At 55.7% G+C, this 22,199-nt stretch carries 22 protein-coding genes; 15 read left to right on the top strand and 7 right to left on the bottom strand.

The features are described 5' to 3' along the window. The 11 genes from BQ5353_RS12975 to BQ5353_RS02325 form a co-directional block, all read left to right on the top strand. The coding region (locus BQ5353_RS12975) for a chromate transporter (protein ID WP_162273101.1) at nucleotides 1-484 on the top strand (484 nt) is incomplete at its 5' end. A gap of 1 nt (nucleotide 485) precedes the next feature. Then, entirely contained in the window at nucleotides 486-1,049 is a 564-nt protein-coding gene (locus tag BQ5353_RS02370; protein ID WP_054330895.1) for a chromate transporter, read from the top strand. Nucleotides 1,050-1,396: 347 nt separating this feature from the next. After that, on the top strand, nucleotides 1,397-2,269 hold the full coding sequence (locus tag BQ5353_RS02365) for a MurR/RpiR family transcriptional regulator (protein ID WP_071427250.1): 873 nt from the start codon (nucleotides 1,397-1,399) through the stop codon (nucleotides 2,267-2,269). Beyond that, on the top strand, nucleotides 2,269-3,504 hold the full coding sequence (locus BQ5353_RS02360) for a BaiN/RdsA family NAD(P)/FAD-dependent oxidoreductase (RefSeq protein WP_071427249.1): 1,236 nt from the start codon (nucleotides 2,269-2,271) through the stop codon (nucleotides 3,502-3,504). Before BQ5353_RS02365 ends, BQ5353_RS02360 begins: the two co-directional genes overlap by 1 nt. A gap of 31 nt (nucleotides 3,505-3,535) precedes the next feature. Continuing rightward, nucleotides 3,536-4,216, top strand: a complete 681-nt coding sequence (gene cmk / locus BQ5353_RS02355; protein ID WP_054330897.1) for a (d)CMP kinase — start codon at nucleotides 3,536-3,538, stop codon at nucleotides 4,214-4,216. Then, entirely contained in the window at nucleotides 4,200-4,808 is a 609-nt protein-coding gene (locus BQ5353_RS02350; RefSeq protein WP_071427248.1) for a lysophospholipid acyltransferase family protein, read from the top strand. Before cmk ends, BQ5353_RS02350 begins: the two co-directional genes overlap by 17 nt. Then, on the top strand, nucleotides 4,801-6,762 hold the full coding sequence (locus BQ5353_RS02345; RefSeq protein ID WP_054330899.1) for a bifunctional 4-hydroxy-3-methylbut-2-enyl diphosphate reductase/30S ribosomal protein S1: 1,962 nt from the start codon (nucleotides 4,801-4,803) through the stop codon (nucleotides 6,760-6,762). Before BQ5353_RS02350 ends, BQ5353_RS02345 begins: the two co-directional genes overlap by 8 nt. 99 nt (nucleotides 6,763-6,861) lie before the next feature. After that, nucleotides 6,862-7,836: a hypothetical protein gene (locus BQ5353_RS02340; protein ID WP_071427247.1), complete on the top strand. Its 975-nt coding sequence runs from the start codon at nucleotides 6,862-6,864 to the stop codon at nucleotides 7,834-7,836. A 161-nt stretch (nucleotides 7,837-7,997) separates the two neighbouring features. Then, nucleotides 7,998-8,582, top strand: a complete 585-nt coding sequence (locus BQ5353_RS02335) for a DUF4358 domain-containing protein (protein ID WP_071427246.1) — start codon at nucleotides 7,998-8,000, stop codon at nucleotides 8,580-8,582. Nucleotides 8,583-8,730: 148 nt separating this feature from the next. Beyond that, on the top strand, nucleotides 8,731-10,107 hold the full coding sequence (locus tag BQ5353_RS02330) for an MBOAT family O-acyltransferase (RefSeq protein ID WP_071427245.1): 1,377 nt from the start codon (nucleotides 8,731-8,733) through the stop codon (nucleotides 10,105-10,107). Between the two features lie 15 nt (nucleotides 10,108-10,122). Continuing rightward, nucleotides 10,123-11,247 carry a DHHW family protein gene (locus BQ5353_RS02325; RefSeq protein ID WP_054330903.1) on the top strand — a complete coding sequence of 375 codons (1,125 nt, stop codon included), beginning with the start codon at nucleotides 10,123-10,125 and terminating at the stop codon, nucleotides 11,245-11,247. Between the two features lie 148 nt (nucleotides 11,248-11,395). On the opposite strand, the gene BQ5353_RS02320 is transcribed toward BQ5353_RS02325, so the two are convergent. From BQ5353_RS02320 to BQ5353_RS02310, 3 genes are all read right to left on the bottom strand, one after another. Further along, a complete protein-coding gene (locus tag BQ5353_RS02320) occupies nucleotides 11,396-11,932 on the bottom strand; it encodes a hypothetical protein (protein ID WP_083386351.1) in 537 nt (178 codons plus the stop codon). 67 nt (nucleotides 11,933-11,999) lie between these two features. Further along, the gene (locus BQ5353_RS02315; protein WP_054330905.1) at nucleotides 12,000-12,599 is read right to left on the bottom strand and encodes a J domain-containing protein; all 600 of its coding nucleotides are present in this window, start codon (nucleotides 12,597-12,599) and stop codon (nucleotides 12,000-12,002) included. Then, nucleotides 12,592-13,467, bottom strand: a complete 876-nt coding sequence (locus BQ5353_RS02310) for a DUF5685 family protein (RefSeq protein ID WP_071427243.1) — start codon at nucleotides 13,465-13,467, stop codon at nucleotides 12,592-12,594. The genes BQ5353_RS02315 and BQ5353_RS02310 overlap by 8 nt, the downstream gene beginning before the upstream one ends. Nucleotides 13,468-14,140: 673 nt before the next feature. On the opposite strand from BQ5353_RS02310, the gene BQ5353_RS02305 reads away from it, so the two are divergent. Both BQ5353_RS02305 and BQ5353_RS02300 read left to right on the top strand, forming a co-directional pair. Continuing rightward, nucleotides 14,141-14,719 (top strand): manganese efflux pump MntP, encoded by a 579-nt coding sequence (locus BQ5353_RS02305; RefSeq protein WP_321164279.1) that lies wholly within the window; start codon nucleotides 14,141-14,143, stop codon nucleotides 14,717-14,719. A 42-nt stretch (nucleotides 14,720-14,761) separates the two neighbouring features. Further along, nucleotides 14,762-15,697, top strand: coding sequence for a mechanosensitive ion channel family protein (locus BQ5353_RS02300; protein ID WP_054330906.1), 936 nt, complete (start codon nucleotides 14,762-14,764; stop codon nucleotides 15,695-15,697). Between the two features lie 181 nt (nucleotides 15,698-15,878). Here the strand turns inward: BQ5353_RS02300 and BQ5353_RS02295 are convergent, their stop codons facing one another. Next, complete coding sequence (locus BQ5353_RS02295; RefSeq protein ID WP_071427242.1) at nucleotides 15,879-16,658, bottom strand: ZIP family metal transporter; 780 nt, start codon at nucleotides 16,656-16,658, stop codon at nucleotides 15,879-15,881. A gap of 315 nt (nucleotides 16,659-16,973) precedes the next feature. On the opposite strand from BQ5353_RS02295, the gene BQ5353_RS02290 reads away from it, so the two are divergent. Continuing rightward, the gene (locus tag BQ5353_RS02290; protein ID WP_071427241.1) at nucleotides 16,974-18,398 is read left to right on the top strand and encodes an amidohydrolase; all 1,425 of its coding nucleotides are present in this window, start codon (nucleotides 16,974-16,976) and stop codon (nucleotides 18,396-18,398) included. A 212-nt stretch (nucleotides 18,399-18,610) separates the two neighbouring features. Further along, on the top strand, nucleotides 18,611-20,029 hold the full coding sequence (locus BQ5353_RS02285; RefSeq protein ID WP_054330910.1) for an amidohydrolase: 1,419 nt from the start codon (nucleotides 18,611-18,613) through the stop codon (nucleotides 20,027-20,029). Nucleotides 20,030-20,077: 48 nt separating this feature from the next. On the opposite strand, the gene trmB is transcribed toward BQ5353_RS02285, so the two are convergent. The 3 genes from trmB to BQ5353_RS02270 all read right to left on the bottom strand — a co-directional run bounded on the left by trmB (nucleotide 20,078) and on the right by BQ5353_RS02270 (nucleotide 22,178). After that, the gene (gene trmB, locus BQ5353_RS02280) at nucleotides 20,078-20,755 is read right to left on the bottom strand and encodes a tRNA (guanosine(46)-N7)-methyltransferase TrmB (protein ID WP_074026298.1); all 678 of its coding nucleotides are present in this window, start codon (nucleotides 20,753-20,755) and stop codon (nucleotides 20,078-20,080) included. Nucleotides 20,756-20,838: 83 nt separating this feature from the next. Beyond that, entirely contained in the window at nucleotides 20,839-21,693 is an 855-nt protein-coding gene (locus tag BQ5353_RS02275) for a hypothetical protein (RefSeq protein WP_083386350.1), read from the bottom strand. Nucleotides 21,694-21,725: 32 nt separating this feature from the next. Continuing rightward, nucleotides 21,726-22,178, bottom strand: coding sequence for a PH domain-containing protein (locus tag BQ5353_RS02270; protein ID WP_054330913.1), 453 nt, complete (start codon nucleotides 22,176-22,178; stop codon nucleotides 21,726-21,728). Between the last annotated feature and the right edge of the window lie 21 nt (nucleotides 22,179-22,199).

Raw genomic sequence — 22,199 nt, 5'->3', positions numbered from 1 at the left:
CGTGCCGTTGATGAAGGAGCGGTTTGTAGACGACTACCACTGGATTGATGAGGAGGAGATGATGGATCTGGTGGCCATCAGCCAATCCTCCCCTGGGCCGCTGGCCATCAACGCCTCCATCCTGGTGGGCTACCGGATGGCCGGAGTGGTAGGGGCGCTGATCACCATCCTGGCGACGGCGTTGCCGCCCCTGGTGATTATCACCATCGTCTCCTATTTCTATGAGGCGTTCCGCTCCAGCCCCATCGTGGACGCGGCCCTCAAGGGGATGCAGGCGGGGGTGTCCGCCGTCATCCTCAACGTGATTTACACCATGGCGGGCAATGTGATCAAACAAAAGGATGCCCTGGCCATCGGCATCATGGTGGCGGCGTTTGCGGCCACCTACATCTTTAAAATAAACGTTATGTTTGTGGTGCTGGCCTGCGCGGCGCTGGGGGTGGCCCTCTCGCTGTCCCGCAAGCCGGGAAAGGAGGGGGAATAAGATGGTTTTGCTCAAATTGTTTTGGAGTTTTGTCCAGATTGGCCTGTTCAGCATCGGGGGAGGCTACGCCGCCCTGCCGTTGATCCAGCAGCAGGTGGTGGATATCCACGGCTGGCTGACCATGACCGAATTTGCCGATGTCATCACCATTGCAGAGATGACCCCAGGGTCCATCTCCATCAACTCCGCCACCTTTGTGGGCACCAAAATCGCCGGCATGCCGGGGGCGGTCATCGCCACCATCGGCTGTGTGCTGCCCTCCTTTGTCATTGTGTTGACCTTGGCCTTCTGCTATTACAAATACAAGAATTTGACGGTGGTACAGGGGGCGCTCTCCTGCCTGCGGCCGGCGGTAGTCTCACTGATTGCCAACGCGGGTTTGGCTATTTTGCTGCTGGCGGTGTTTGGGGGAAAGACCTTCTCTGGGCAGGTCAATCCTGTCGCCATCGGCATCATTTTGGTCTGCCTGTTCTGCCTGCGCAAATGGAAGCTTTCCCCCATTCAGATCATCGCCGGCTCTGGCGCAGCGGGAGTGGTGATCTATTACCTGATGGGGATTGCGTAGGGGAAATGTGGATTCGGCGCCCTGCCTGCCGAACGGGGGCGAGTAAAAAACTGTGGATGATTGGGGAGGGGGACTGCGCGCTCCCTCCCCTTTTTGCGGCTAGGCGCAGGAAAAGCGCCATTTGAAGATTTTCCAGGCAAAGTATGCACAGGATGATACAAAAATAACAAGAATGCCGCCGCACACCCATTTCTATGGAGATTTTTTCCATTTTTAAAGGGATGAGAGACCATTTGTGCAGGAAGTCTAGCGAAATCCTGCAATTCAACTTGCATTTTCCGGTAGATTGGTATAAGATAGGGATACCACCCCACAAATGGGGAACGACAGGTACAGGAGGATCTTGTATGAGCAAAGATTTACTCTCGTTGATTGAAGATCGGATGCCCGAATTCTCCAAAGGGCAGAAACTGATCGGAAAATTCATCGTCAACCATTATGATAAGGCGGCGTTTATGACCGCTTCCAAACTGGGGACCACCGTCGGGGTCAGCGAATCCACTGTGGTCCGCTTTGCCTCCGAAGTGGGGTACAAAGGCTATCCCCAGCTGCAAAAGGCCCTCCAGGAGCTGATCCGCAACCGGCTGACTTCCGTCCAGAGGATGGAGGTCACCAACGAACAGCTGGGGGAGTCGGATGTGCTCTCAAAAATCCTCTCCTCCGACATCGAAAAAATCCGCAAAACCATGGAAGAGATCTCCAAGGAGGAGTTTGAGGCAGCAGTGGAGTGCATTGCCGGGGCGAAATCGGTGTACATCATGGGCAACCGCTCGGCTTCGGCTTTGGCCAAGTTCATCCACTTCTACTTCAATCACATCTTCGACCACGTCAAGCTCATCGAAACTTCGGGCACCAGCGAGATGTTCGAGGAGATTTTCCGCATGGGGCAGGGGGATGTATTTATCGGCATCAGTTTTCCCCGGTACTCCAAGCGGACGGTAAAGGGGATCAAGTACGCCAAACAATGCGGCGCCAAGGTGGTTGCCATCACCGACTCCACCAGTTCCCCCCTGGCGGAGAACGCCGACCACCTGCTTTTGGCCCGCAGCGACATGGCTTCCTTTGTGGATTCCCTGGTGGCCCCTTTGAGCCTGATCAACGCCATGATTGTGGCGGTGGGGATGAAGCGCAAGGAGGAGATCAGCCAGACCTACGCCAAGCTGGAACGGATTTGGGACGAGTTTGAAGTCTACGAAAAAGCAGAGGAGAACAACGCTTAATGGCAAACCACTTTGATGCTGTGATCATCGGCGGGGGAGCTGCCGGCCTGCTCTGCGCCGGTTTTGCCGCCCGGCGGGGGATGCGGGTGGCGGTGCTGGAGAAAAACGGCCGGCCCGCCCGCAAGGTGCGGATCACCGGCAAAGGCCGGTGCAATGTCACCAACAACTGCGACAACAACGATTTTATCCGGGCGGTGCGGGGCAACGGCCGGTTTTTGTACAGCGCCATCGCGGCTTTTTCCACCGCCGATACCATGGCGTTTTTTGAAGGGCTGGGCGTCCCCCTCAAGACTGAGCGGGGCAACCGGGTGTTCCCGGTCTCCGACCAGGCCACTGACATCGTTGACGCCTTGGTGGGTTTTGCCAAGGATGGCGGGGCTAAAATCTTCACCGGACAAGCGGCGAAGGAGGTCCTCGCCGAAAACGGGCAGGTGACCGGCGTGCTGCTGGAATCGGGGGAGGTCATCCCCTGCACCCGGGCGGTAATCGCCACCGGCGGCAAGAGCTACCCCCTCACCGGCTCCACCGGGGATGGATACCGGATGGCCCAGCAGCTGGGCCACACCATCGCGCCCATCAAGCCTTCTTTGATCCCCATTGTGGCCAAGGAGGGCTACTGCGCCGCCATGATGGGCCTTTCGCTGCGCAATGTCACCTTGAAGGTGTTGGATTCCGGGAAAAAGAAGCCGGTGTTTGAGGAACTGGGGGAGATGCTGTTCACCCACTTTGGGGTCAGCGGCCCCCTGGTGCTCAGCGCATCCAGCCACATGACCGGGGACCTCTCCCGCTACCGGATGGAGATCGACCTGAAGCCGGGCCTCACCGCCCAGCAGCTGGATGCACGGCTGCTGCGGGACTTTGAGGAAAACCGCAACCGGGACTTCGCCAACTCCCTGGATGCCCTCCTGCCCCGGAAGATGATCCCGGTGGTGGTGGAGCTGTCGGGCATCCCGGCGGGGGAGAAGGTTCACCAGATCACCAGGGAGCAGCGCCAGGGCCTTTGCATCCTCATCAAAGCCTTCCCGGTGACCCCCAAAGCCTTCCGGCCCATCGAGGAAGCGATCGTCACCTCCGGGGGGATCAAGGTGGGGGAGATCAACCCCAAAACCATGGAATCCAAACTGGTGGAAGGGCTGTTCTTCGCCGGGGAGGTCATCGACGTAGATGGCTACACCGGGGGGTACAACCTGCAAATCGCCTTTTCCACTGGGTATCTGGCGGCCCAAAATCTGTAGCTGCCTATTTTGTTGTGGGAGGAATTGTTCAGTGACTGCAATTGCAATTGACGGCCCCGCAGGCGCGGGAAAGAGCACCATCGCCAAACAGCTGGCAAAAGACCTGGGGTATATTTATGTGGACACCGGAGCGCTGTACCGGGCGGTGGGGTATTATATGGACAAGCAGGGCGTCGACCTCGGGGCGGAGGACCAGGTGGTTCCGCGGCTGGGGGAGCTGACGGCTGAGCTGAAATACATCGACGGGGAACAGCGGGTGCTGGTGAACGGAGAGGATGTCACCCAAAAGATCCGCACCCCCAAAATGTCCATGGCGGCCTCCAAGGTGTCTGCGCTGCCCGCAGTGCGGGATTTCCTCTTTGAGCTCCAGCGCAAAATCGCCCGGGAAAATGACGTGATCATGGACGGCCGGGACATCGGCACAGTGGTGCTCCCAGACGCCCAGGTGAAAATCTACCTCACCGCCTCTCCCCAGGAGAGGGCCCGCCGCCGCCATGCAGAGCTGCTGCAAAAAGGGGAAAAGGCCTCTTTCGAGGAGGTCTTGGCTGACATCGTTGAGCGGGATTACAATGACTCCCACCGCGCCGTCGCCCCCTTGCGGCAGGCCCAGGACGCCATTTTGGTGGACACTACCCACCTGGATTTGGAGAAATCGGTGGAGCGGATTCACCAGCTGATAAAGGAGAGACAAAGCCATGTGGATCGCCTATAGGTTCTTTTTGTTCTGCGTCTCGGTGGGGCTGCGGTTCTGGTTCTCCATCCACTTTGAAGGCCGGGAGAACATCCCCCATGGGGGCGGCTATATTATCGCCAGCAACCACACTTCCAACATCGATCCCCTGTTGCTGGCCATGGGGGTGCCCCATCCCATCAACTACATGGGCAAAGCGGAGTTGTTCCAAAACCCCATTTTAGGGGCGCTGTTCCGCTCTATCCACGTGATCCAGGTGGAGCGGGGCAAAGGGGACACCGGCGCGGTGGAGGAGTGTGCCAAACTGGTGGAAAACGACCATGTGCTGGGCATTTTCCCCGAGGGGACCCGCTATAAAATAGGGGAGCCGGGGCGCCCAAAATCCGGCATGGCCCTCATCGCCAAGATGACCCAGGCGGACATCCTGCCCTGCTGCGTGCTCTATGAGCCGGGCAAGAAGTTCCGCTCCAAGGCGGTCGTCCGGTTTGGGGAGCTCATCCCCTTTGAGGAGCTTGGCTTTGAGACCGACTCCCCCCGGGAGATCAAAACCGCCACCAAGAAGGTGTGGGGAACCATACTGGGTTTGATGGGATTGGAGGAAAGCCATGATTAAAGTGGCAAAAAGCGCTGGGTTCTGCTTTGGGGTGGACCGGGCGGTCAACCTGGTTCTTAAAGACGTGGAAGCGGGCAGACCGGTGGCCACCTTGGGGCCCATTATCCACAACCCCCAGCTGGTGGGGGATCTGGAGCAACAGGGCGTTTTGACGGTGGACCGCCCAGAGGACTGCCCTCCCGGGTACACTTTGGTAATCCGCTCCCACGGGGTGCCGGGGGCGGTGTACGACGCCCTCATTTCCCGGGGAATCCCCTATGAGGACGCAACTTGTCCCTTTGTGGCGAAGATCCATAACATTGTGGCACAGGAGGCCCAAAAGGGCCATCGGGTACTCATCGCCGGGGATAAAAACCACCCGGAAGTACAGGGTATTGCCGGCCACTGCCCTGGGTGGCACCGGATTGTCAAAGACGCATCAGAACTGGAAAAATGCTTGATACAGGAAGGCAGTTTTGATCAATTTGTCTATGCCTTGGTGGCCCAAACCACCTTTCATACAAAAGAATGGAAAAAATGCGTGAATTCCATAAAAAAGGTGTGTACAAATCCCGTAATATTTGATACAATATGTAATGCTACAGCGTTGCGCCAAAAAGAGGCAGAGCAGCTGGCAAAGGAATCCGACCTCATGGTGGTGGTCGGAGGGCGGCACAGTTCAAACACGGCCAAACTCAGGGACATTTGCAGCAGCTACTGCCGCACCATCCTGATCGAGACTTCGGCGGAATTGGCTGGCCTTGATTTGAACGGCGTGCATCGGATTGGCGTTACGGCCGGAGCTTCCACTCCGGCTGGCATAATTAAGGAGGTACGAAAAACAATGAGTGAGATTCTGAACGAGAACAATCAGATCCAGGAAGAAGAGCTGAGCTTTGAGGAAATGCTCAACCAGTCCTTTAAAAGTACATATACAGGGGAGAAGGTAACCGCAGTTGTCACCGGCATTGCGCCCAATGAAATTTCGGTTGACATCGGCACCAAACACGCCGGCTATGTCCCTCTGTCCGAGCTGACCGACGATCCCTCTGCTAAAACTGAGGATCTGGTCAAGGTTGGGGACAAGCTGGACCTGATCGTCCTGCGGGTCAATGATGTGGAGGGCACCTTGATGCTCTCCAAGAAGCGCCTGGATGCCATCGCCGGCTTTGAAGCTGTCTGCGATGCCGCTGAGTCCGGCGCCACCCTGTCCGGCGTTGTCACTGAGGTGGTCAAGGGCGGTGTCCTTGCCCTGACAAACGGGGTGAAGGTGTTCATCCCCGCTTCCCAGGCAACCATGAGCCGCGCCGACAACCTGGAAGACCTGCTCAAAAAAGAGGTTGAGTTTAAAATCCTGGAAGTCAACCGCCAGCGCCGCCGCGCTGTCGCCTCTATCAAGGCTGTCCTCAAGGAGCAGAGAAAAGTTCTGGAGGATCAGTTCTGGAGCGAAGTAGAGATCGGCAAGAAGTACAACGGCGTTGTCAAATCCTTGACCGATTACGGCGCATTCATCGATTTGGGCGGCGTGGACGGCATGGTCCACATCTCCGAGCTGAGCTGGAGCAAGATCAAACATCCTTCCCAGGTTGTCAAAGTGGGCGACATGCTGGAAGTGTATGTAAAGGATATTGACACCGAGAAGAAGAAGATTTCCTTGGGCTACAAGAAAAACGAGGACAATCCCTGGGAGATCATGAAGCGGGATTACAATGTCGGCGACGTGGTCAAAGTGAAAATCGTCTCCCTGACCACTTTCGGCGCCTTCGCCCAGATCATTCCCGGTGTGGACGGTTTGATCCACATCAGCCAGATCGCCCGCGAGAGAATCGCCAAACCTTCTGATGTCCTGTCTGTTGGCCAGGAAGTTGATGTTAAGATCACCGAGCTGGACTTTGACAGAAAACGCATCAGCTTGTCCATCCGCGCTCTGCTGGATGAAGAGTCCGCTGAAACCGAAGAGGTTGTGGAGGACTAATTCCCCAAAACTCAAAAGCGGAAGAACCAAATCGTTCTTCCGCTTTTTTCCTGTCTTGGCAGGCAAATAATTTGTTGATTTTTTGAGGAGGGCGAATACATGAAGAAGGCCGACTTTGCCGCATGCGCAGAACAGCGGGGATTGCGGGTAGTCAACAACATAGCCTATGGTGTGGTGGGTAACTACCCTGTCCAGGTGCAGCTGGTGCAGGACGCCAATCTCCAGGTCGTCGTATCTTTGGAAGAGGGCGGCGAGGGCCTGGATAAAACCAGCTCTAAGGAGATTGTGAAGGAGATCCGGGGGGAGCTACAGGTGAAGGCCACCGTAAGCCTTCATAATGGGCGGCTGACCGCTTTGGTGGGCAATCCTTGGGGCAAGGCGAAGAAAGTGGAAGAGGGTTTGGACGACCTGTTGTCGGTTCTTCCCGCGGTGCTGCACCGACGCGGGATTTCCCCGCAGAAAACCTGCCCCATCTGCCACCGTGAGGACTGCGAAATGCTGGCCGCTTTCGATGGGTCCTATCAGCCTATCCACCAGGGATGCCTGGAGGGAATTGCCCAGGCTGCAGGGCAAAAGATGGCCCAAAACCAGGAGTCGGGAAGCTACCTCACCGGGTTGTTGGGAGCGATTATAGGCGGCTTGTTGGCCACAATCCCAGCAGTGGCAGTCATTTGGTTCACCGAGACGGCCTATTCGCTTCTGTACTTCCTCATTCCGTTGGGGGTCTATCACGGATACCGGCTGGCCCGGGGCAAAATGGATGGAATTGTTCTGCCGCTGACCTGTGTCCTCTCTATTGTCTTCGGGGTGGCGACCGACATCATGAATCTGGCCATATCCATGGTGGCCAATGAGATCCCCTTGAAATACCTGGGCGTCATGCTCACCAACGGCGAGGTCCAAAGGCTTTTGATGGGGGATATGGTTTCTTCGCTGCTGTTTGTTGCCTTGGGAATCGCGGTCACCTGGAATCAGATCAGCCGCACTGCCCGCAGCAGCATGGATGATGCCCTCGCCATCCAGCAGTCGGCCATGGTCAACCCCCTTGCGGGACAGGATGCAAACCGGTACTGATCTTGCTTTTCCTAGAATAATTCTGCTCTTCCCGTCAAAACTAGAAGTGATGCAATAAAGAAAGAAAAATTTGCCACTGATAGCATATCCGCGTGGCAGCGGATCGACACAGATAGTATGCCCGCGGAATACCATTTGATGAAAAGAGGGAATGATTTTCTATGAAAAAAGTTACAGCTATCATCTTTGCGGCGATGCTGATCGCCTCGGTTACCACCGGTTGTTTTGGCAGAGATGACAATTCCAGCTCATCCAGCATGTCCAGTTCTTCCAGCAGCATGTCCAGCTCCTCGGAATTGACCGCTTCTGAACGGCTGGCCGCCGCCCATAAGGCGGTCCGGGAAGCCTATGGCGAGGATTATATCCCCTCACAGGCCATTGAGAAAGAAGCCCTGTCGGAAGTCTACGGTGTCAACCCGGACGATGTGGAGGAGTTCATCGGCGAAGGCCCTATGATGAGCGCCCATGTGGACCAGTTTATCGCCATCAAAGCCAAGGATGGCAAAGGAGCTGATGTGGAGAAGCAGCTGAACGCCTATCGGGACAAGCTGCTGGAGGACACCACACAGTATCCTTCCAACATGGCAAAGATTCAGTCCAGCGCCGTGACCCGGTATGACGACTACGTGTTTTTCACCATGCTGGGCAAAGCAGACGATGTTTCGGAAGATGAGGAGAGCGCTTTGGAATTCGCCAAAAACGAAGCCAAAAAAGCGGTGGATGCCATCGCCAATCTGTTTCGGTAATTCCATCTATTGATTTCCTAAGAACCACCCAGCCGGCCCGGCCCTTTCGCCGGGCTGGCTTTGTGGTTGCTTTTTCAGGCAGATTCATATAGGTGCATATGCATCATTGACTTTAACAACTGGCCCAATAGGCGCAGGGAGGCAACCGATGGTTTTTTCTAGCATTTTGTTTTTATTCCGTTTTTTGCCGGCGGCGTTCTTGGTCTACTATATTACGCCGCGGCGGTTTAAAAACGGTGTGTTACTTATTTTGAGCCTGATCTTCTACTCCTGGGGGGAGGCGCGGTATTTCCCCATTATGATCGCCTCCATCCTGGTGGATTATTTTTGCTCCCGGGGGATTGAGTCCCACCGGGACAATCCCAAGCTCTGCCGGGTGTTCCTCATCCTCTCGGTGGTGTTCAATCTGGGTATGCTTGGTTTCTTCAAATACACCAACTTCTTTGTGGAGAATCTCAACGCGCTGTTTGGCCTCTCCCTGCGGGGGATTTCCCTGCGGTTGCCTTTGGGTATTAGCTTTTACACCTTCCAGACCATGAGCTACACCATCGATGTGTACCGGGGCAAGGTGAAGGCGGAGACCAACATCATCGACTTCGGCGCTTTTGTAGTGCTGTTCCCACAGCTGATCGCCGGCCCCATCGTCAAATACACCGATATAAACCGGGAGCTGAAGGAGCGGCGGATGGATCTGGTCCAGATCGAGGACGGCATCAAGTATTTTATCCTGGGCCTTGGCAGCAAGGTTCTCATCGCCAACAGCATCGGCATGCTCTGGACCGAACTGGAGGGGATGGGCTTTTCCGGGATTTCCACCCCCTTGGCGTGGATTGGAATCCTCGCCTATGCCCTGCAAATTTACTTTGACTTTTCCGGGTATTCCCTAATGGCCATTGGGCTGGGACGGATGCTGGGGTTTGACTTCCCCAAAAACTTTGATTTCCCCTATATCTCCAAAAGCATCACCGAGTTTTGGCGGCGCTGGCATATGACGTTGGGTTCCTGGTTCCGGGAATACCTCTACTTCCCTCTGGGCGGCAGCCGCAGGGGCCCGGCACGCACCTATTTCAACTTGTTTGTCGTGTGGGCTGCCACCGGCTTCTGGCACGGGGCCAACTGGAATTTCATCCTCTGGGGGCTGTATTTCTTTGTCCTCTTGGTGATTGAGAAGCGCTGGTTCCTCACCCGTCTCAACAGCAGCAAAGTGGTGTGCCATGTGTATCTGGCCATCGCACTATCCATCAGCTGGGTGCTGTTTGCCATCACCGACCTTTCCTTGGTGGGGCAGTACCTCTCCCAGATGTTTGCCTTCCAGGGGGGCTCCGACTGGATCTACTACCTGCGCAACTACGGGATCACCTTCTTGGTGGCCATGGTTTTGGCCACCCCGTGCCTCAAACCGCTGTATCAAAAATGGGAGAACAACCTGTGGTTCTCCATCCCGTTCTTCGGGCTGATTTTGGTGCTGTCGGTTGCCTATCTGGTGGATGCATCCTACAACCCGTTCCTCTATTTCCGGTTTTAAGGAGGGTGACAACCGATGAAAGAGATACTTCGCTATCCGCTGGTGCTGCTGTTTGCCCTGTTCATCCTGGGCTGCACCGCCATGGACTTGACCCAGACCAACCGGGAATTCTCTGAGATGGAGAACCGGTACCTTCAACAGAAGCCCAAGTTCACCGTCAAGACCCTCCTCAACAACACCTACACCCAGAAATATGAGGAGTATATCAACGACCAATTCTTCAACCGGGACAGCTGGATCACCATAAAATCCATGGCGGAATCGGCCATCGGAAAAATTGAGAACAACGGCATTGTCTACGGCGCCGACCACTATATGTTTGAGAAGTACCGCACCTTGGATGAGAAGCGGTTCTCCGACAACATCCGCTATGTAAAGGAATTTGCCGAGAAATACCCAGACCGGCATATCTCTCTGATGATCGTCCCCAGTTCCTACATGGTGCTATCGGAGAAACTCCCCACCGGCCTTGGCAACCTGGATCAGTACGCCCGTATGGAGGAGCTGTTTGCCGGGGCCGCTGCCCCCAACCTGACAGCTGTAGATCCCACAGCCCTGCTCACCGCCCACAAAGAGGACTCCATCTACTATAAAACAGACCACCACTGGACCTGCTATGGGGCATACCTGGGCTATCTCTCCTATTTGGAGAGCGTCGAGGGAAAGACCCCAGTGGAGTATGAGAGCCTTCCCAAGCATCAGGTTGCTGATTTCTATGGAACCTACTACAGCAAGGCCAAGCTATTTAACACTGTCCCGGACGTGATTGAATGGTTTGATCCGGCGGTGGAGCAGGTGACTATTGATGGGGAAGAGGTGGACGGCCTCCACGACCTGCAAAAATTCGAGGAGCGGGATAAATATGGCGCCTTCCTCCGGGGAAACAACGGCTTGACGGTGATAAAGAGCAGCGCCGGCCCCGGGGATGGGAGCCGCATCCTGGTCATTAAAGATTCCTATGGCAACAGCTTTGTGCCCTACCTGCTGTACAACTATGATGAGGTGCAGGTGGTGGACCTGCGGGCGATGGCCGGCAAGATGAGCGATCTGTTGGCGGAGAATGACTATGACGACATCCTTCTCCTGTACAGCTTCATGAACTTTGCCAGCGACCAAAACATCCCCAAACTGCGCTATTAAGGAAAGAAGGCATCCACAGTGGTGGATGCCTTCTTTTTGCGCTGAAATGGAGTGTCCGGTTCTCCATAGCGGCAGCTGAGGTGATGCCCCTTTGCTGTGACAGCAAAAAAGCCTCCACAGCAGTGGAGGCTTGGGCGGGAGAGAAAGGTCAAATCTTCCGCAGAACCTTAACCCGGAACCAACGGACATAGAAGGTGACCAAATTGGTCAGCGCCCGGTCGTAGAGGAAGAAGACCAGGTTGCCCATCCCCAAAAGGATGGCGATGGAGTACTTGCCAAGTTCGCCCAGCTCCTCCAGGATGTCCGGCAGGCCCAAAACATAGATAATCACCCAATAGGTGGCGATTATGGCCAGGTTGAAGATGCCGTATTTGGCGAGGAGTTCCAACAATTTGGGGCGGATCTGCTCCAGTTTGGCCTTAATCACCGGGTAGTAGCCGAAAAAACACAGGAACATCAGCGCGGCCTCCTTGTCTGGGGAGAGGAACAGGGAGAGGAGGGAAACGCTGACATACACCAAGGCCGCCGTTTGGGTACCGTTCTCAATGACCACGGCAATCAGCACGATGCCGGCCATAGCGGGCAGGGCATAGGTGGTGAAGGGGATCATCCCGGTGAGGAACATCAACAGGAGGCAGAGGGCGGATGCCAATCCCCCCACTGCTACTTGGGTGCTTTTTTTCACGAGTATCCCTCCTTCCTAAAACGAAAAGACAGGGGCCGCTAGGCCCCCGTGCCGTCAAAAAATTGGGTTAAAAACACCGGCATAAGTCGCAGCCTGCACATTCACAGCAGCAGTCAGCGCAGTATAGAGAGGCGCAGACGTCACACAGATCACAACCCGCCACATGGGTGGTAGTGGTGTGGTACCCACCCCCATAATAAGGGTTGCCGCTTTGCCGCTGATAGGCCATCCGATTGAGGGCATCCCGATACTCTTGGTTGGAAGGGTTCAGCTGGTTGGCCCGCATGAAGTAATTCATCGCCTCGTTGAGCCAGCCCCTGGCGTAAAAGGCACGGCCCTTGAGATAATACCACTCGGCGTCCCGGCTGGCAGCGGGGATACCGTCCAAGATCTCCTCCGCATCGGTGATGCGGCCGGCGTTGAGAAGGCTTCGCACATCGCTGAACTGGGAGGAACCGCTGTAGGAACCTCCGCCGGATTTGCGCTGCCGCTGGATTTCATCGTAGGCGGCGTTGATCTCCTGCATTTTTTCTGCGGCCAGGTCGGCCAGAGGGTTGTTGACATAGGCGTCGGGATGATATTTTTTGGCCAGGTCCCGGTAAGCGGCTTTAATCTCTGCGTCGCTGGCGGTGGGGGATACCCCTAGTACCTTATAGGGATCACTCATCCTTCTGCCTCCGTTTCATAATAATTTGGTTGACGCTGTTTTTCATCCCCAGGTGGACCACATTGGATAAAATGGGACCAAACCGGGTAAATTCCAATAGATCGATGGCTTTGCATGCCTCGGCGATGGTGAGGTATAAGGAACCCACCGCCTGGCGCCGGACAGCAGCGGTTTTTTCCTCATCCCCAGCAGTCAGCCCCTCTGCCAGGATGAAGGGGTTGTAGCGATGCTTTTTTAAATCGGATTCGATGTCGTCCAACGCGTCGCAAAGATAGACATACCGGCCCATAAGGTACCCCAGCCGGTACAGCACCCGGCGGGAAAGCTCATCTGGCCCCTGCATCTCAAAAAGGCGGGCTAAAAAAATGGCGGTTGGTTCACTGGCCTCGTCCACCGAAGAACAGCCTGCCGCTTCCAAAGCCTGTTGCCGCGCCATGGTTTCCCCCAGTATTGTGTCCACTTCCGGGTGGTTTACCATCGCTTTTTTGCGTGCGCGCCCCACAAACGGAAGGACAAGATAGCCCAGGATGCGGCCTTTGAGGCCATCGTCTGCCATATTGTCCCGCACCTTGTGGTAGAACATAATCATCGCCGCGTCGGCGGCAAAAGAAAGGCCGCCGCAGGGGAAGAAGCAGGCTTTTTTCTTCAGGGGGTTCACAAAACACCGCTGGCGGGACCAAGAGGGCTCGTCCTCTGTAAGGCCCATGCCAAGCATGGCCAAAAAGGTGAAGTCGTAACTAAGGGTCAAGCGGGAAAAAGGCCCAAACGAACGACCCAGCTGTTTGCACAAACCGCAGTAAACGGCTTTGTAGGTGTCAAACTCTGCAATCTTCAGTTCGGGCTGAAAGGGTTTGATGTATCCAAACAAATAGAAAACTCCCAACAGGCCCAAAAGGGCCAGGAATACCAAAATTTCAAGGTGAGGAATGTATTTATTGTACAATAAATTGGTCCAAAATTGATGAAGAAACTATGAACAAGTCGTATCCTTTCCACCGGGGAAAAGAAAACAATCTATGAGAAAATCATTCGACAGCGACTCCGGTTTTGTGGTACAATGATCGCAAAGCGATCATTGGGGAAGAAATTCTCTCTCCATTGTTACAAGCGCCGCTTGTAACATGCACAAAATTGCTTCCTGCCACACAGTGGCACGCAATTTTGAGGGGCCGCCCTCCCGCCGCAAAGCGGCATCGGAATGTTTCCGGTCTGTGCAGGCTTTGAGGCATTATTGCCGCAAGGCGATCCTTGGGGAAGAAATCCTTGGTTTACTGCCACAGGTTTGGGACATCCCTGCGGAGGTGACCCGAGGCGAGCCATGGATCCCATCCAGGTTTAAAAAGAGGATAGGCCGATTTTCACAGGGCTATTCCACTTGTTTTAAGGCTTTAGGGCCCTATAGCAGAGGCAACTCTCTGTGCGGGATGGGGAAAATCTTTTCCCCGGGGGGCTCTAAGGGGAAACCTAGATCTTAACCGTTCCACATATACATGAAAAAAGCCGAGGGAGGAATCTTCATCGGGGAATATCATCGGGAAGGTGTGGAACAATCGTTGGGATTGCTGTTGTTGTTTTTGACGGCGCTTGGCCTCTCCATGGACGCCTTTGCCGTTTCGGTCACTAATGGGCTCTGCCTCAAGGGGAGCAGGGGACGCCATGGCCTGTATACCGCGGGGGCCTTCGGCCTCTTCCAAGGGATGATGCCAGTTCTGGGCTTTTTGCTTGGGCAGGGGTTTTCCCAGCCAGCCAAACAGCTGGATCACTGGATGGCGCTGCTGTTGCTGGGAGGCATCGGCGGCAAAATGGTGAAGGAGGGGATTGCGGAACTGCGCAATCCCCAGGTGAGCCATCCGCGGGTGTTCCGCTGGGGGACACTTCTTCTCCAGGCGGTTGCCACCAGCATTGACGCTTTGGCAGTGGGGATTGGGTTTGCCATGCTGGAGGTGGAAATCCTTCCGGCGGCGCTGGCCATTGGGGCGGTTACCTTTTGGTGCTGCCTAGCGGGCTTTTTTATCGGCCGCCAGTTCGGCGGGCTCCTCAAGGAGCGGGCAGAGATTTTCGGCGGGGTGATCCTCATCCTGACCGGGATTAAAATATGGTTGGAACACACCGTTGGCTAGGACTCATCTAAGTCTAGCTGTGTGGGAAAGGAGGGGTATGGTATGCAGCTGTCAGCTGTAAACGTCGGCGAGCAGTTTAAAGCCCATTTGGATGATCTTCTGCTGTATTTGGGGGACAATTTGGGGACGCTTTTGTGGAAGGCGTTCCTCATTCTGTTAATTCTCTTTTTGGCGCGGGTGGTTCTCAACCTGATTTCCCGCCAGACCAAGCGGGTGATTGACAGCAAGAGGTACCACCGAAGCGAGCAGCAGGGCCGCCGGGTGGACACCATGATGACCTTGGTGCGCAGCGTGGCCCGGTATACCGTTTATTTTGTGGCGTTCTTGCTGGTGTTGGGGCAGCTGGGCGTAGGGGATTATATGGGAAACCTGCTGGTCACCGCCGGCGTCGGAAGCCTTGCCATCGGCATTGGCGCCCAAAGCCTGGTGAAGGATGTGGCAACGGGCTTCTTTATGATGTTTGAAAACCAATTCTCCGTTGGGGATTACATCAAGCTGGACACGGTGGAGGGGACGGTGGAGGCCACTGCTATGCGGGTGACCTATCTGCGCACCTTCCGCGGGGAGCAGATCATCATCCCCAACGGAACCATCAACCGGGTGATTAACTACTCCAGGGGGAATTGCCTAGCTTTGGTGACCGTCCTCATCCGATATGAAGACGACGCCCAGCAGGCGATGGACTGCATCCAGGAGGCCATCACCCAATTTGCCAGCGACCATGAAGAATTGGTTGCGGAACCCCCTGCGGTTCGGGGAATCACCGGATTTACCAACCTAGGAGTGGAGATCGGGGTGATGTGCCGGGCAAAACCCATGCAGTTCTGGGCGCTGGAACGAGGGCTGCGCCTCGCCATAAAAAGGGCACTGGATCAGGCTGGGTTTGTCATTCCCTCCCTGTATGTCTCGCCAGAGAACTCCCAGGCGGGCAGGGCAGAGGTGATCCTCCCCCCTCCCCAGGAAAATCCCCCTGTGTAAAACCGGCAGGCAAGCGATATGGAGGGAGTTCTGTTTTCGGTTGTTTGGGTGGGTGCGGGCCTAGTTGGGTGGACTGGCGTCAAATCGCCTAGACGAAATGTTTCCGATTGTAGAAAAGTTATAAAAAGGGCGGAGCCTTCGATAGTCGAAGGCTCCGCCCTTTGGTACAACGGAAAAAGAATTACAACGCGTGGACCATCAAAAGACCTAGGATGATTCCCATGATGGTGAACACCGCCGGTCCCCGCTCCTGGTTGAGCAGGATGACCTGAGGCAGGATTTCACAGTAGGTGACATACAGCATCGCCCCAGCGGCCAGGGCTAGGGAGATGGCTACCAATGCATCTCCACCGCTGCCCAGGTAGGCACCCAAGGCCCCGCCTACCAATGTCGGCGCGCCGGAGAGGGCGGTGAGCAGCACTGCCTTCCACTTGGCCATACCGCCGGCGATCAGCGGGACGCCGATGCTCATCCCCTCAGGGATGTTGTGCAGCGCAATCAGCACGGCCAGGGTCAGCCCCATCTGGGCGTCATGGCTGGCCCCAGAGCCAATGGCCATCCCCTCCGGCAGGTTGTGCAGCGAGATGGCGGCAAACATCACAAGGCCGGACATCAGCATCGACTGCTTCCGCTGGGGGTTGAGGATCTCCTCCTGGTGGTGGAGCTCCTCCAATTCCACATGAGTTTCGGGGGTGCGGGAGAGCCGGTCGATGAGGGCGTTGAGGAACTGGACGATCACCGCGCCCAAGATGATGCTGACCACCACAGTAGAGAGGCTGGCCAGCTCCAGGGATTCGGGGATCAGGTCAAAACACACGATGCTGACCATCACACCTGAAGCAAAGGACAGCAGATAGCTCATCGACCGCTTGGAGCTCTCCCCCAATAAGAGGCCGATCACCCCGCCGGTTCCGGTTCCAATCACCCCCGCCGCACAGGATATCAAAAGGGTCTCTAGCACAGAATAACATCTCCTCCGCCAATGGAATCCGCCGTTGCCTCACCTGGGAAAAGGCTGGAAAATCCCTAGAAAAGGGGGCGTGTCCACCTTAGCAGGAGCAGGGGGAGGCCGCAGAACCACCCTTTCTAATCTCCAGATATTCCCAAATGTGAGCCTAGGCTATCATTTCTGTTTCCCATTCTAGCAGTTTCTGACAGATTCCGCAACTAAAATCCTATGGACTTCTGGGTTTCAGCTATTGACTTTGAAAGTTTATGCGTTTAAAATGTATAGTAATTCAACAATAACCAGGGTTGGGATAGGAGGAAACAAGAGTTGGATAAAGTCGCACAGATCAAACAATTTGTCGAAGATAAAAAGGACTTGATCATCGACACCAGCATGAAAGTGTGGGAGGCCGCGGAACTGGGCTTCCAAGAGACAAAATCCGCCGATGCCATCATCGCCGCTCTTAAGGCGGAGGGATTTGAGGTGACCACCGGGTTGGGCGGTATCCCCACTGCTTTTAAAGGGGTATTTGGAAGCGGCCACCCGGCGGTGGGCATTCTGGGCGAATATGACGCCCTGCCCTCCCTGAGCCAGAAGCCTGGATGCACCCATCACGACGAGCTGGTCGCCGGGGGCAATGGCCACGGATGTGGGCACAACGCCTTGGGGGCGGGCTCCCTGGGGGCTGTCATCGCCGTCAAGGAATACATGGAGAAAAACGGCCTTAAAGGCACTATTGAATACTATGGCTGCCCCGGCGAGGAGACCGGCAGTGGCAAGATGTTTATGGCGCGGGAGGGTTGCTTTGACCATCTGGATGCCGCCTTTACTTGGCACCCCGGCAACGCCAACTCGGTTTGGGGCATCAGCAGCCTTGCCAATGTGTGCATCTTCTTTAAATTCAAAGGGAAGACCGCCCACGCGGCAGCAGCTCCCCACCTGGGCCGCAGCGCCCTGGATGCCTGCGAGATCATGAGCGTGGGTACCAACTACCTGCGGGAGCATATGCTCCCCGAAGAGCGGGTCCACTATGCTTACACCGATGTGGGTGGTCCCGCCCCCAATGTGGTGCAGGACCACGCCTGTGTGTTCTACTATATGCGCTCTCCCCGGGTCTCCCAGGTGCTGGCCCTCTGTGAGCGGGTGAAGGACATCGCCCGCGGCGCAGCCCTCATCACCGGCACCGAGCTGGAGATCCAGATTTCGGACGGCCTGTGCGATTACCAGCCCAACACGGTGCTGAGCAAAGCCCTATCCGACGCTTTTCTTGCCACTGGGGCCCCGGAGTTTGACGACGCCGACAGGGCTTTGGCTGCCCAGTTCCGCAAGGGCTACAGCGACGACGAAGTGGAAGCTTCCCTCAAGCGGCTTCGCCCCCAGTACACCCCCGAGCAGATTGACACATACCGCACGGCACCTCTCGTGGAAGAGGTAGCACCCTTTGTCAAAACCGACTATGTGCAGCCCGGTTCCACCGACGTGGGAGATGTCAGCTATGCCTGCCCTACCGCCCAGCTCAACGCGGCCTGTTATGCCAATGGGACCCCTGGCCACTCTTGGCAGGTAACCGCCCAGTGCGGCTCCTCTATCGCCCACAAAGGCCTCTTGGCCGCGGCAAAGGCCATGGCCCTAGCCTCGGTCAACGTAATGGAGGACCCCGAGACCCTCCAGGCAGCCCGGGCGGAATTCAATAAACTGGCAGGTGGGAAATACATCTGCCCTGTGCCGGATGACGTGGTACCCCTGCTGTAATTTTGTAAAAAACAAGTGCCTCCGCATGGAATGCGGGGGCATTTTTTCTACGGGTAAGACATACAATCAACAGTGCTAAAGTTCGTCTATTATCACAGAATAAATAAAAATGATTAACGCGATAAATATTTTGTATTGACATTTCAACAAAAAGGCCGTACACTAAAGATACAAGCAAATCTGAATTAAATGAAAGGGAGGAAATTGCACAAATGACTAGAGTTGAAGAAATTAAAAAAATAGTCGAAGGCAAAAAGGACGTTCTGGTTAACCTGAACGACGAGATTTGGGCTACCCCTGAACTGTACTTCCGTGAGGAAAAATCCGCTGCGGCGCTGATCCGTGTTCTGAAAGAGCAGGGTTTTGAGGTAGAGGAAAACGTTGACGGCATCTCCACTGCGTTCATCGGCACTTATGGCAGTGGCCATCCCATCATCGGTATCTTGGGCGAGTTTGATGCCCTGCCTTCCCTGAGCCAGGAAGCATGCAAAAATGTACATAGCCCCATTGAAGCGGGCGGACCTGGCCATGGCTGCGGCCACTGCGCACTGGGTGCTGCTGCTCTGGGTGCTGCTATTGCGGCAAAAGACTATATGCAGGCTCATGGCATTAAAGGTACAGTAAGATATTACGGCTGCCCTGCTGAAGAAGCTGGTTGGGGCAAAATGTTCCTGGCGAGAGACGGTTACTATGATGATCTGGACGCCTGCTATACCTGGCATCCCGGCAACTGCAATACCGTTCAGTCCGCCAGCAGCTTGGCGAATATGTGCGCCTACTTCACCTTCAAAGGCAAGACCGCCCATGCCGCTGCTGCTCCTCACCTGGGCAGAAGCGCCCTGGATGCCTGCGAGATCATGAACGTCGGCGTCAACTACCTGCGTGAGCATGTAATTGCTGAGGCTAGAATCCACTACGCATACCAGGATGTGGGCGGCCCCGCTCCCAACGTGGTGCAGGATCATGCCCAGACCAAATATTTCATCCGCGCCCCCAAGATTAAACAAGTCCTTGAGATTGCTGAGAGAATCAAAGACATCGCCCGCGGCGCAGCCCTGATCACCGGAACCACCGTCGAGATGGACTTCCCGGCCGGCATGTGCGATTATGTCCCCAACGACGTTCTGTCCGGCGTTCTGTCCGATGCTTTCCTGGCAGTGGGCGGCCCCGAGTTTGACGATGCGGACCGCGCTTTGGCTGAGAGCTTCTATAAAGACCTGAACGACAATGAGAAGGAAGCTGCCCTGAAACGTTTGGCTCCCAACTACCCCGATCCTGACAAATACCGCGGTGTTGCCCTGATTGAGGATGTTGCTCCTTACGTGAAGAGCGATTCCTACGGCTTCGGCTCCACCGACGTTGGCGATGCCAGCTACGCCTGCCCCACCGCTCAGTTGAACGCTGCTTGCTATGCCAACGGCACTCCCGGCCACAGCTGGCAGATCACTGCACAGAGCGCTTCTTCCATCACCCACAAGGCGATTTTATGCGTAGCCAAAGTTATTGCTCTGGCCACCATCAATTCCTTGGAAGATCCCGAGATGCTGAAGAAAGCTCACGAAGAGTATGTCAAAGTCACCGGCGGCAAGTACATCTGCCCCGTTGGCAAAGATGCCAAACCCAGAATCTAACACAGAATTGGAAAATGGCTCCCCCAATTGGGGGAGCCATTTTTGTGTTTATTCCGGTATTTTCTCTGTAGAAGGCATAGCCTCTGGAAGCGGGCCCATGGTGGCAACGCAGCGGTTGATAGGAACTCCCTCGCTGTGGAATTTGGCCTCATAATCGGTCATAATGCCGCAGATCCCTTGGGCGTGGAGGTCGTTGGTGACCTCAGACAAGGTGAAGCCAGCGGCAGGGAACTCCTCCAGAGAGAAATCGAACAGGGGGCGGTTGTCGGTTTTAAAGTGGATTTGCCCGCCCTCTTTGAGCACCTTGCGATAACCCATCAGGAAGTTTTTATGGGTCAGCCGCCGTTTGGCGTGGCGTTTGCTGGGCCAGGGGTCGCTGAAGTTGAGGTAGATGCGGTCCACTTCGCCGGGGGCAAACAGGTCGGAGAGATAAGCCGCATCCCCGCAGACAAAGGCGACGTTGGTCAGCCCGGCCTCTATCGCCCGCTCCATGGCAATGAGGGCGGCATCGGGGGACCGCTCCAGCCCCACCAAAAACACATCCGGTTCATTTTGGGCAGTTTTGACGGTGAAAGCGCCCTTTCCACAGCCGATTTCCAGCCGCAGTTCACAGCCGGGGCGGAACCGCTCCCGCCAATGGCCCCGAAGTAGGGCAGGCTCCCGCACCCAAACGGCCTGGCACCGCTCCATCCGGGCGTCCCGGTTTTTCTTTTTGCGCATGCGCATGGGTTTTTCGCCTCGTTTCATCAAAAGAAATCGGTTCCCATTGTACAATGGGAACCGAAAAATGTCAAAGGCTTTTCTTGCGATTATAAAAAGTGCAGAAGAAAGCCGTATTGCTGGGATAAAAGGAAGAATCCCAACCCCCAGCTGGCCAGATTTGCCGCTGCCCCATAGGCGGTGCGCCTGGCGGGTGAGCGGCCTTTTAGGAACCGGCGGTAAAGAAGGGCCTCCGCTGCTAAAATGGCGATCTCCACCGGGAATTGGGTGAAGTAGGCGGCCAACGGACCTTGTTTTAGAAGGGTCGCCCCCAACGTGGCGGTGAGGAGCAGCTGGGTTGCCAGGTTGACCAGGAAAAAGACCTTCCCGTTCTCCTTCAGGGAGAAACCGAACAGAAGGAGAATCACCCCCTCAACAGCCAGCGTGGGGATATAGGTGGAAAGGAATTGGACAAGATAAGCGATCCACAGGGGTGGGCTGGTCAGTTCCCCAGTGGCGTAGTCAAAGGTCACCGTCCCCTGAAGGACCTGACGTGTGCGCGGCTCTGAAACAATGACTTGGCCGTTTTGGGCAGCTACAATGATCCGGTAGGTACTGGGCAGCCCAAAGTAGGAAAAGGTGTGAATCATGGCGTCCCCATTGGGCTCCCCGGTCAATTTCCCGAACAGAGGGATGCGGGTGCCGCCGGCCAAAGCCGGGAACCAGTCTTCCCCCTCATACTGGAAGAGGCAGGAGAGGATGTCCGGATCCAGGGTGTACCTCTTTTCCCCCAGATTGTCATAATCCCCTGGGGATTGGGTGAGCAGGTCTAGATAATAGGGCTCGTCCGGCGGGTTGGTAAGGCGGATGGTCAGGCGGTCCTTGGGGCCCATGTCCCCAAAGGCCACTGCGGAACAGCAGAGCAGGGCAAATGCCATCAGAAGAACACGCTTCCAGGTTTTCATCAAATCGCCTCCCGGCATCAAGGAAAGGTGGGTTAGCGTTTGGCGGTGGAGAGCTCTGGGTGGTCTTTGGCAAACTGGATGTGCAGGTTCAGCTCCTTCAAAAACTCCTCCTCCCGCATGGGGGAAATCTGGAGGATCTGGGGGCCGTCAGGGCGGAGGAACTCAATGCGCAGCCGCTCTTTGGAGAGGGCGGGGGCAAACTTGCGGCTCTGGATGGCATCCACCGCCACAATTTCCCCGTAGTCAAACAGCTTATTGAAGAAGAAGCCGCTCTTGACCCGCAACCCCTCTTTTTCCAGCCGGTAACAGGTGTCGAAGATGGGCCCGATGAAGTAATAGATGCAGACAAAGGCGATGACTGCGCTGAGCAGATAGAGGGGCAGGCTGCGCTTGGCAACCGCAACCACAATCACCACCGCGGTAAAGGCGGAAAACAGGATGGCAAAAAAGTTGCTGGACGGGTCGATTTTGCTGGGAAAATGCATACAAAAAATCTCCTTTTTTAA

The organism is Merdimmobilis hominis (assembly GCF_900104615.1).
Taxonomy (GTDB): domain Bacteria; phylum Bacillota; class Clostridia; order Oscillospirales; family Ruminococcaceae; genus Merdimmobilis; species Merdimmobilis hominis.
This window is presented reverse-complemented; position numbering and strand designations above follow the sequence as displayed.